The following is a 9,319-nucleotide window of genomic DNA, read 5'->3' on the forward strand; positions in this document are numbered from 1 at the left end:
CGCGCCCCCGCCTCCACCGCGGGACCGGATCCGCCGGGGCCCTTCGACGTACGCCCGCACGCCCCCTCCCCGCGCCCTACGCCGCCGTACCGAGGACCTGCGGCCTAGGCCCCCCGGCCTACCCCGGGCCGTCACAGGTCGGATCCGGGCTGTCACACCCCGCCGGTACCGTGAAGACATGAGTCAAGGTCCCCGGTCCGGCCTCGCCGCGGTGAGCTCCGCGCTGCTGGCCATGAGCAGGCATCTCGAGGTGCGCGACGTCCTCAAGACGATCGTCGCCTCCGCCCGCGAGCTGCTCGACGCCCAGTACGCCGCCCTGGGCGTCCCGGACGACCACGGAGGCTTCGCCCAGTTCGTCGTCGACGGCGTCACCGACGAGCAGTGGAAGGCCATCGGCCCCCTGCCCCGCCAGCACGGCATCCTCGCCGCGATGCTCCAGGAGGCCCGCCCCGAGCGCCTGGCCGACGTGCGCAGGGACCCCCGCTTCGAGGGCTGGCCCGCCGCCCACCCCGACATGTCCGACTTCCTGGGCCTGCCCATCCGCGACGGCGACGAGGTCATCGGCGCCCTCTTCCTCGCCAACAAGAACTGCGCGAAGCCCGAGGGCGGCTGCGGCTTCACCGAGGAGGACGAGGAACTCCTCGCCATCCTCGCCCAGCACGCCGCCATCGCCCTCACCAACGCCCGCCTCTACGAACGCAGCCGCGAACTCACCATCGCGGAGGAACGCTCCCGGCTGGCCCACGAACTGCACGACGCGGTCGCCCAGAAACTGTTCTCCCTGCGCCTGACCGCCCAGGCCGCCACCGCCCTCGTCGACCGCGACCCCTCCCGCGCCAAGGGCGAGCTCCAGCAGGTCGCCACCCTCGCCGCCGAAGCCGCCGACGAACTGCGCGCCGCCGTCGTCGAACTGCGCCCCGCCGCCCTCGACGAGGACGGCCTCGTCGCCACCCTGCGCACCCAGATACAGGTCCTCGACCGCGCCCACACCGCGCGCGTGACCTTCACCAGCCACGGCGTGCGCGCCCTGCCCGCCGCCCAGGAGGAGGCCCTGCTGCGGGTCGCCCAGGAGGCCCTGCACAACGCCCTGCGCCACTCCGGCGCACAACACGTCGACGTGACCCTCCTGAAGCGCGGCCCCGACACGGTCCTGCGGGTCACGGACGACGGCACCGGCTTCGACCCCACGGCGATCCGCAGAGCCGGCCGCCACCTCGGCCTGGTCTCCATGCGGGACCGGGCCAGTGGGATCGGCGGCGCCCTGACGGTGGAATCGGCGCCCGGCAAGGGCACCACGATCGAGATGGAGGCCCCCGGTGGCTGATGCAATCAAGGTGCTGCTCGTCGACGACCACCAGGTCGTCCGCCGCGGACTGCGCACCTTCCTCGAGGTCCAGGACGACATCGAGGTCGTCGGCGAGGCCGCCGACGGCGCCGAAGGAGTCCAGCGCGCCGAGGAACTCCAGCCCGACGTCGTCCTGATGGACGTCAAGATGCCCGGCATGGACGGCGTCGAGGCCCTGCGCCGCCTGCGCGAACTCGACAACCCCGCGCGCGTGCTGATCGTCACCAGCTTCACCGAACAGCGCACGGTGGTCCCCGCCCTGCGCGCCGGCGCCGCCGGATACGTCTACAAGGACGTCGACCCCGACGCCCTCGCCGGCGCCATCCGCTCGGTCCACGCCGGCCACATCCTGCTCCAGCCCGAGGTCGCCGGCGCCCTGCTCTCCCAGGAGGAGACCAACTCGGGCCAGGGCAGAGGCGGTTCCCTCACCGAACGGGAGCGCGAGGTGCTCGGCCTGATAGCGGACGGCCGCTCCAACCGCGAGATCGCCCGCGCCCTGGTCCTCTCCGAGAAGACCGTCAAGACCCACGTCTCGAACATCCTGATGAAACTCGACCTCGCCGACCGCACCCAGGCCGCGCTGTGGGCCGTACGACATGGAGTGGCCGGCTGAGAGCCCCATCGGCCCGCTTGTCACTCCATAACCCTGTCGACCTGTCGAACCAATGATCCGAACGGGCTGTCCTCGGCCCGCCTCCCGCACCGTCCCGATCACCCCCGCGTTGGTCAGCGCACGACCCGTGGCCGGGTCGGACACGCACACGCAGGAGGATCGCAACCCATGAACATCGCCAAGAAGGCTGCCGTGGCCCTCACCGTCGCCGGCGTGGCCGCCGGCGCCTCGGCCGGCGCCGCTGTCGCCGACTCCGGCGCCGAGGGCGCGGCCGTGAAGTCACCGGGCGTCGCCTCGGGCAACATCGTCCAGATCCCGGTCCACATCCCGGTCAACATCGTCGGCAACACGCTCAACGGCCTCGCCGCCCTGAACCCGGCCCTCGGCAACACGGGCGTCAACAACTGACCCTCGCCGAGACAACCCAGGGCCCCTCGCAGCGCAGAGAACGCGAGGGGCCCTGCTCTTTGATGTCACCGCAGCTGCGGGCACCCGTGCCGCCGGGGCGGCACGGGTGGGCGCGGCGGCACCCGCAAGCGCCGGTGAGCGAAACCCACCCCGGCCCACACCCACACCGCTCACCGCACCCCGCGCTCCTGCTCCTCGACGTAAGAGTTGTACGCGGCCACCTGCGCCCGCCGAGCCGTCCGCTCCACCGGCCGCAACGCCTCCGCCCGCGCCGCCATCTCGGAGGAACTCACCGCACCCCCATGCCCCCGATCCACCGCCATCGACACCAGCAACCCCACCCGCCGCGCCAGCTCCAGCACCCGCACCGCCCGCGGCGGATACCCCGGCGCCAACACCTCCCGCCCCCGCTCGGCCCGCGCCCGATACGCGTCGATCGCCGCCTCCGCCACCGGCCCCGACCCCGCCACGTCCAGCTTCGACAGCACCGCCGTGGCCTCCCGCAACGCCTCCGCCAGCTCCCGCTCGGCCTCACCCAGCGACGGCACATCGGCCGGCGGAGCCTCCCGCACCGGCAGGCAGTGCCACACCACCTCGGCATGCACATCACCGGCGGGCCCGGCCTCGTACACCTCCGGCACAAGCCCCAGCGCGACCCCGTGACAGAGCACCGCCTCCTCCGCCTCCAACGCCCGCGCGTTGAACTCCGGCGGCCCGCTCAACCCCAGCGGATGCCCAGGCGCCGGCAGGGCGACCCGCAGCCCCCGCACCCCCAGCGCCCGCAGCCGGCCCAGCGCCAGCGTCAGCCCGACGGGCGCCGACTCGCCGGGCAGCCCCTCCACCCGGTGCACGGCGTCCTCCCCGACGACGGCGAGCACGGCGTCGTCCGGTGAGACAAGTCCGGCCAACAGGGCATTTCCCCAAGCGGCAAGGCGACCAGAGCGCGGTTCCGAGAACATGCCCCCACCCTAAGGACCGGACCGATGGAACGGCCCACCCGGCCGGTGGCGTAGATTTTCCCGAGGGGCCGCGCCCACCCGCGCGCGGCGGTCCAGCCACAGGCACCCGCGACAACCGAGACCGGCCACACTGCAAGGGGAGACAACGCGCTCATGAGCGATGTTCTGGAGCTTCAGGACGTATCGGTGGTCCGCGAGGGCAGGGCTCTGGTCGACCAGGTCTCGTGGTCCGTCAAGGAAGGCGAGCGCTGGGTCATCCTCGGCCCCAACGGAGCCGGCAAGACCACCCTCCTCAACATCGCCTCCACCTACCTCTTCCCCAGCTCGGGCACCGTCTCCGTCCTCGACGAGACCCTCGGCGCCCCCGGCACCGACGTCTTCGAACTGCGCCCCCGCATCGGCATGGCCGGCATCGCCCTCGCCGAGAAGCTCCCCAAGCGCCAGACCGTCCTGCAGACCGTCCTCACCGCCGCCTACGGCATGACGGCCGCCTGGCAGGAGGAGTACGAGGCCGTCGACGAGCAGCGCGCCCGCGCCTTCCTCGACCGCCTCGGCATGAGCGAGTACCTCGACCGGACGTTCGGCTCCCTCTCCGAGGGCGAGCGCAAGCGCACCCTCATCGCCCGCGCCCTGATGACCGACCCCGAACTGCTCCTCCTGGACGAGCCCGCCGCCGGCCTCGACCTCGGTGGCCGCGAGGACCTCGTACGCCGTCTCGGCCGCCTCGCCCGCGACCCCATCGCCCCCTCGATGATCATGGTCACCCACCATGTCGAGGAGATCGCCCCCGGCTTCACCCACGTCCTCATGATCCGCCAGGGCAAGGTCCTCGCCGCGGGCCCCGTCGAACTCGAACTCACCTCCCGCAACCTCTCCCTCTGCTTCGGACTCCCGCTCGTCGTCGAACAGGTCGGCGACCGCTGGACCGCCCAGGGCCTGCCGCTGTCCTGACCCCGTCCCAGGGGCCCACGACCGCCCTGCCCCACCCCTGCCCCTGTGCGCCCTGTCCGCAACGGGACATACGGTCCTACCATGACCCTGTGAACGACATCGACGCGTGGGTCTGGTGGCTCGTCGGCGCGGCAGCGCTCGGAATCCCGCTCGTGGTCACCGCGATGCCGGAGTTCGGCATGCTCGCCGTCGGGGCGGTCGCCGCCGCGATCGGCGCCGGCCTCGGCCTCGGCGCCGTCGCCCAGGTCCTCGTGTTCATCGTCGTCTCGGTCGCCCTCATCGCCGTGGTCCGCCCCATCGCGGCCCGGCACAGCGCACAGCGCCCCCAACTCGCCACCGGAGTCGACGCGTTGAAGGGCAAACAGGCCGTCGTGCTGGAGCGCGTCGACGGTTCCGGGAACGGCCGGATCAAACTCGCCGGAGAGATCTGGTCGGCCCGCGCCCTCGACACGGCCCGCGCGTACGAAGTCGGTGAGGAAGTCGACGTCGTGGACATCGAGGGGGCCACGGCGATCGTCATCTGACCTTGCACAACTCCCGCACGACGCAAGTGAGGCGAAGGCCTCCCGAGGTACGCGACGGTCTGTCAGACTCGACCAGCAAGATCTTCACAAACGTAGGATCTTCCGAAAGCGCTCGAGGCGGAGAAGCGGAGAAGGGGACGGGGACGCACGATGGAACCGGTCATCATCGTCTTGATCATTCTGGTGGTGTTGGTCTTCATCGCCTTGATCAAGACCATCCAGGTCATCCCACAGGCGAGCGCCGCCATCGTCGAGCGCTTCGGCCGCTACACACGCACCCTGAACGCGGGCCTCAACATCGTGGTCCCGTTCATCGACACCATCCGCAACCGCATCGACCTGCGTGAACAGGTCGTCCCGTTCCCGCCGCAGCCGGTGATCACCCAGGACAACCTGGTCGTCAACATCGACACGGTCATCTACTACCAGGTCACCGACGCCCGCGCCGCGACCTACGAGGTCGCCAGCTACATCCAGGCGATCGAGCAGCTCACCGTCACCACGCTCCGCAACATCATCGGCGGCATGGACCTGGAGCGCACCCTGACCTCCCGCGAGGAGATCAACGCGGCCCTGCGCGGCGTCCTCGACGAGGCCACCGGCAAGTGGGGCATCCGCGTCAACCGCGTGGAACTGAAGGCGATCGAGCCCCCGACCTCCATCCAGGACTCGATGGAGAAGCAGATGCGCGCCGACCGTGACAAGCGCGCCGCGATCCTCACCGCCGAAGGTACGCGCCAGGCCGCGATCCTCACCGCGGAGGGCGAGAAGCAGTCCCAGATCCTGCGCGCCGAGGGTGAGGCCAAGGCCGCCGCCCTGCGCGCCGAGGGCGAGGCCCAGGCCGTCCGCACGGTCTTCGAGGCCATCCACGCCGGCGACCCGGACCAGAAGCTCCTCAGCTACCAGTACCTCCAGATGCTCCCGAAGATCGCCGAGGGCAACGCCAACAAGCTCTGGATCGTCCCCAGCGAGATCGGCGACGCCCTCAAGGGCCTCTCCGGCGCGATGGGCAACTTCGGCGCCATGGGCGGCGGTTCCGACTCCAACGGCGGCAACGACAAGAAGATCCCGGAACGCCGCGAGAAGCCCTCGATCGACTGAGGCCCCTCACAGCAGAGTTCCCCGCACCCCACCTGCTTTCAGGGGCGCGGGGAACTGCGCGATCGGCCACGACGGACCCGCGGCCGACGAGGGACAGGAACCCCTACGGCGAACCGCTAAGCCGCGTCCAGGGACAGCCACTCCGGCAGCGCAGCCAAGTCGTCCTGCCCCAGCGCGAGCAGCATCGCATCCTGCGGAGTCGGCTCGAACGGCTCCCGCAGCAACGGCATCCCCGCCTGGTCCGGAGTCCGGTCCGCCTTGCGGTGGTTGTCCTCCGAGCAGGACGCCACCGTGTTCAGCCAGGTGTCCTGACCACCCTGCGCGCGCGGCACCACATGGTCCACCGTGGTCGCCCGGCGACCGCAGTACGCGCACCGGTGCCGGTCCCTGACCAGCACCCCCCTCCGCGACCACGGCGCTTGTCTTCGGAACGGCACCCGTACATACCTGCAGAGTCTGATCACCCGAGGCGCCGGTATGTCCACATCGGCGCCCCGCATACGCAGTTCGGGGTGGGCCTGCTCGACGACGGCCTTGTCCTGGAGCACCAGGACGACAGCGCGGTTCAACGTCACCGTAGACAGCGGCTCGAAGCTCGCGTTCAGGACCAGCGTGTCACGCATCCAGCCCACCTCCCCATTGCATCTGCCCGCCCTCCGGCGGGCTCGGATCAACTCTGGACGGGCACGCCGAGATGGACAACGCAATAAAAAATGCCCGCCCCTGATCACTTCCAAGACCAGGGCCGGGCAAACGTTCAATGAACGATGAGCTGACTATCCCTGCGCGGGGTTCTCGTACTCACCGATCAGCTGCGCGCGGGCGATCGCGTGGAACCGCAGGTTGAATCCGACGACGGCGGGCGAGGCGTCGGCATCCGGACCGAGCTGCTCCTGATCCACCGCGTACACCGTGAAGACGTACCGGTGCGGCCCGTCCCCGGGCGGCGGCGCGGCACCGCCGAAGTCCTTGCTGCCGTAGTCGTTGCGCGCCTGTACGGCACCCTTCGGCAGCCCCTCGAACGTGCCGCTGCCCGCCCCCACCGGCAGCTCGGTCACCGAGGCCGGGATGTCGAACAGGACCCAGTGCCAGAACCCGCTGCCCGTCGGGGCGTCCGGGTCGTAGCAGGTCACGGCGAAGCTCTTGGTCTCGGCCGGGAAACCCTCCCACCGCAGCTGCGGCGAGGTGTTCCCCTCCGCGTGGACCTGCGCGCCCTTGAGCGTCGCACCCTCCTGCACGTCCTCACTCGTGACCGTGAACGACGGCACCGGCGGATGGAAGTCGTGGGGCAGCGGCCGCCTCTTCAGCTCGGTCACCTTCGACACCTCCTGATCGATCGGGAACCACATGCAGGGGCGAGCCTACGACTTCCACTCCGTCAGACAGGGGAGGACAGACAGGGGAGGACAGACAGGGGAAGGCCCGGACCACCCCACGGTGTCCGGGCCCTCCAGGTCGCTCAGAACCAGTTGCGCTTGCTGCCGACCTCGGACAGCCACTGGTTGAGGTACCCCGCCCAGTCGGTCGCGTGGTAGTCGTTCAGCCCCACCTGGAAGGACCGGAAGGTGTCGCTGCCCTCGCTGAACAGCCCCGGCTTCTTGTCCATCTCCAGCACGACGTCCATCGCGTGCTCGTCGGCGACGAAGCTCAGCTCGACCTGGTTCAGCCCCCGGTACTGCGACGGCGGGAAGAACTCGATCTCCTGGTAGAACGGCAGCTTCTGGCGCGTGCCCCGGATGTGCCCGCGTTCCATGTCCGCGTTCTTGAACCGGAAGCCCAGCTGGATGAACGCGTCCAGGATCGCCTTCTGCGCCGGCAGCGGGTGCACGTTGATGGGGTCCAGGTCCCCGGAGTCCACCGCGCGGGCGATCGCCAGCTCGGTCGTGACACCGATGTGCATCCCGCGAAGCGACTGCCCGTCGATCATCGTGACGGGGGTCTCCCAGGGGATCTCCAGACCGAACGGCACCGCGTGCACCGCACCCGCCTGGAGCTCGAAGGCACCGCCCAGCTGCAGCTTGGTGAACTCGATGTCCTGCTTGTACTCCTGGTCGCCGCTCTCGACCTCGACCTTGGCCTGCAGCCCGACGGACAGTCCTTCGATGTTCTGGTTGACGGAACCGCCCTGGATCCGCACCTCGCCCTGGACGACACCGCCCGGGACGACGTTGACCTCCGTCAGCACCGTCTCGACCGAAGCCCCGCCGGCCCCCAGACTCGCGAGCAGCTTCTTGAACGCCATGACTCTCCCTCTACGACTACTTCTGACGGGATCCCTCGATCCCTACAAACGCGATCCGGACCTGGCCGGTTCCGCGCCCCACACCCTGGCAAGCCGAGTGCCCGCTGACCACCCCGGCGCACCCATCGTTCTCCACTACGCTCGGAGGGCATGATCGCGACCCCCGACCGTACGCCTCTGTCCAGGGCCTTCTTCGACCGCCCTGTCCTGGAGGTCGCCCCCGACCTCCTCGGCCGTCTCCTCGTCCGTACGACCCCCGACGGTCCGATCACTCTCCGCCTCACGGAGGTCGAGGCGTACGACGGCCCGAACGACCCCGGCTCCCACGCCTACCGCGGCCGCACGCCCCGCAACGAGGTGATGTTCGGTCCGCCCGGACATGTGTACGTCTACTTCACCTACGGCATGTGGCACTGCATGAACCTCGTCTGCGGCCCCGACGGCAGGGCGAGCGCGGTCCTGCTCCGCGCCGGCGAGGTGATCGAGGGCGCCGAGCTGGCCCGTAAACGTCGACTCTCGGCCCGTAACGACAAGGAACTGGCCAAAGGCCCCGCCCGCCTGGCCACCGCCCTGGACGTGGACCGGGCCCTTGACGGCACGGACGCGTGCGCCCCGGAGGGCAGCCCCCTCCGACTGCTGACCGGCACGCCGATCCCCTCCGACCAGGTGAGCAACGGTCCGCGCACCGGGGTCGCCGGCGAGGGCGGCAACGGGGACGTCCACCCCTGGCGCTTCTGGGCGGCCGACGACCCGACGGTGAGCCCCTACCGGGCCCACGCCCCCAGGCGCAGCCGAAGTTGACTCGCCTTTGACAGGGGCGTAACGTAGCCCGAGCCGCTTGAACCGGGTACGGCATTCGCCAGCAGCCGGAAGCGGCCAAACCACTACCTACGACATCCCTCAGCGGGAGCGATTTCGGCATGCCCGCATGCCTGAATTCGAACTCGCCGGAACTCGATTATGAGTTGCCGAGGGAATCGGCTAACGTAGTGAATGTCGAAAGGCCGACAGGCGAAAGCCAGAAGCCGGAAGACAATCCCGCCGACAGGGAATCGGACACCGAAAAGGTCTGATAGAGTCGGAAACACCGAAGGGAAGCCCGGAGGAAAGCCCGAGAGGGTGAGTACAAAGGAAGCTTTCGTTCCTTGAGAACTCAACAGCGTGCCAAAAATCAAC

11 protein-coding genes are annotated in these 9,319 nt (G+C 69.9%); 7 read left to right on the top strand and 4 right to left on the bottom strand.

The features are described 5' to 3' along the window. The first annotated feature begins 178 nt into the window (after nucleotides 1-178). The 3 genes from ABZ464_RS46025 to ABZ464_RS46035 all read left to right on the top strand — a co-directional run bounded on the left by ABZ464_RS46025 (nucleotide 179) and on the right by ABZ464_RS46035 (nucleotide 2,366). Nucleotides 179-1,324, top strand: coding sequence for a GAF domain-containing sensor histidine kinase (locus tag ABZ464_RS46025; protein ID WP_359287923.1), 1,146 nt, complete (start codon nucleotides 179-181; stop codon nucleotides 1,322-1,324). Then, nucleotides 1,317-1,958: a response regulator transcription factor gene (locus tag ABZ464_RS46030; protein WP_359287924.1), complete on the top strand. Its 642-nt coding sequence runs from the start codon at nucleotides 1,317-1,319 to the stop codon at nucleotides 1,956-1,958. Before ABZ464_RS46025 ends, ABZ464_RS46030 begins: the two co-directional genes overlap by 8 nt. A gap of 168 nt (nucleotides 1,959-2,126) precedes the next feature. Further along, on the top strand, nucleotides 2,127-2,366 hold the full coding sequence (locus tag ABZ464_RS46035; protein WP_359287925.1) for a chaplin: 240 nt from the start codon (nucleotides 2,127-2,129) through the stop codon (nucleotides 2,364-2,366). A gap of 170 nt (nucleotides 2,367-2,536) precedes the next feature. On the opposite strand, the gene ABZ464_RS46040 is transcribed toward ABZ464_RS46035, so the two are convergent. Further along, complete coding sequence (locus tag ABZ464_RS46040; RefSeq protein WP_359287926.1) at nucleotides 2,537-3,325, bottom strand: hypothetical protein; 789 nt, start codon at nucleotides 3,323-3,325, stop codon at nucleotides 2,537-2,539. Nucleotides 3,326-3,478: 153 nt separating this feature from the next. Between ABZ464_RS46040 and ABZ464_RS46045 the strand changes: the two genes are divergently transcribed. The 3 genes from ABZ464_RS46045 (at nucleotide 3,479) to ABZ464_RS46055 (ending at nucleotide 5,901) form a co-directional block, all read left to right on the top strand. After that, nucleotides 3,479-4,276 (top strand): ABC transporter ATP-binding protein, encoded by a 798-nt coding sequence (locus ABZ464_RS46045; protein WP_067258801.1) that lies wholly within the window; start codon nucleotides 3,479-3,481, stop codon nucleotides 4,274-4,276. 89 nt (nucleotides 4,277-4,365) lie between these two features. Further along, the gene (locus ABZ464_RS46050) at nucleotides 4,366-4,800 is read left to right on the top strand and encodes an NfeD family protein (protein ID WP_359287927.1); all 435 of its coding nucleotides are present in this window, start codon (nucleotides 4,366-4,368) and stop codon (nucleotides 4,798-4,800) included. A gap of 150 nt (nucleotides 4,801-4,950) precedes the next feature. After that, nucleotides 4,951-5,901, top strand: coding sequence for an SPFH domain-containing protein (locus ABZ464_RS46055; RefSeq protein WP_359287928.1), 951 nt, complete (start codon nucleotides 4,951-4,953; stop codon nucleotides 5,899-5,901). A 116-nt stretch (nucleotides 5,902-6,017) separates the two neighbouring features. Here ABZ464_RS46055 and ABZ464_RS46060 read toward each other — a convergent pair whose 3' ends face one another. The 3 genes from ABZ464_RS46060 to ABZ464_RS46070 all read right to left on the bottom strand — a co-directional run bounded on the left by ABZ464_RS46060 (nucleotide 6,018) and on the right by ABZ464_RS46070 (nucleotide 8,143). Then, the gene (locus ABZ464_RS46060; protein WP_067258807.1) at nucleotides 6,018-6,524 is read right to left on the bottom strand and encodes an HNH endonuclease; all 507 of its coding nucleotides are present in this window, start codon (nucleotides 6,522-6,524) and stop codon (nucleotides 6,018-6,020) included. A gap of 153 nt (nucleotides 6,525-6,677) precedes the next feature. Next, nucleotides 6,678-7,217 carry a YbhB/YbcL family Raf kinase inhibitor-like protein gene (locus tag ABZ464_RS46065; RefSeq protein ID WP_359287929.1) on the bottom strand — a complete coding sequence of 180 codons (540 nt, stop codon included), beginning with the start codon at nucleotides 7,215-7,217 and terminating at the stop codon, nucleotides 6,678-6,680. Nucleotides 7,218-7,360: 143 nt separating this feature from the next. Then, complete coding sequence (locus ABZ464_RS46070; RefSeq protein WP_359287930.1) at nucleotides 7,361-8,143, bottom strand: sporulation protein; 783 nt, start codon at nucleotides 8,141-8,143, stop codon at nucleotides 7,361-7,363. Between the two features lie 150 nt (nucleotides 8,144-8,293). On the opposite strand from ABZ464_RS46070, the gene ABZ464_RS46075 reads away from it, so the two are divergent. Further along, the gene (locus tag ABZ464_RS46075; protein ID WP_359287931.1) at nucleotides 8,294-8,944 is read left to right on the top strand and encodes a DNA-3-methyladenine glycosylase; all 651 of its coding nucleotides are present in this window, start codon (nucleotides 8,294-8,296) and stop codon (nucleotides 8,942-8,944) included. The last annotated feature ends 375 nt before the right edge of the window (nucleotides 8,945-9,319 follow it).

Origin of the sequence: Streptomyces sp. NPDC005820, assembly GCF_040630255.1 — a bacterium.
Taxonomy (GTDB): domain Bacteria; phylum Actinomycetota; class Actinomycetes; order Streptomycetales; family Streptomycetaceae; genus Streptomyces.

What these genes read in the sequence shown, in the direction of transcription:
- ABZ464_RS46025 (WP_359287923.1), top strand. Translation starts at nt 179, where the DNA reads ATGAGTCAAGGTCCCCGGTCCGGCCTCGCCGCGGTGAGCTCCGCGCTG.
- ABZ464_RS46040 (WP_359287926.1), bottom strand. Translation starts at nt 3,325, where the DNA reads ATGTTCTCGGAACCGCGCTCTGGTCGCCTTGCCGCTTGGGGAAATGCC.
- ABZ464_RS46070 (WP_359287930.1), bottom strand. Translation starts at nt 8,143, where the DNA reads ATGGCGTTCAAGAAGCTGCTCGCGAGTCTGGGGGCCGGCGGGGCTTCG.
- ABZ464_RS46035 (WP_359287925.1), top strand. Translation starts at nt 2,127, where the DNA reads ATGAACATCGCCAAGAAGGCTGCCGTGGCCCTCACCGTCGCCGGCGTG.
- ABZ464_RS46075 (WP_359287931.1), top strand. Translation starts at nt 8,294, where the DNA reads ATGATCGCGACCCCCGACCGTACGCCTCTGTCCAGGGCCTTCTTCGAC.
- ABZ464_RS46055 (WP_359287928.1), top strand. Translation starts at nt 4,951, where the DNA reads ATGGAACCGGTCATCATCGTCTTGATCATTCTGGTGGTGTTGGTCTTC.
- ABZ464_RS46045 (WP_067258801.1), top strand. Translation starts at nt 3,479, where the DNA reads ATGAGCGATGTTCTGGAGCTTCAGGACGTATCGGTGGTCCGCGAGGGC.
- ABZ464_RS46060 (WP_067258807.1), bottom strand. Translation starts at nt 6,524, where the DNA reads ATGCGTGACACGCTGGTCCTGAACGCGAGCTTCGAGCCGCTGTCTACG.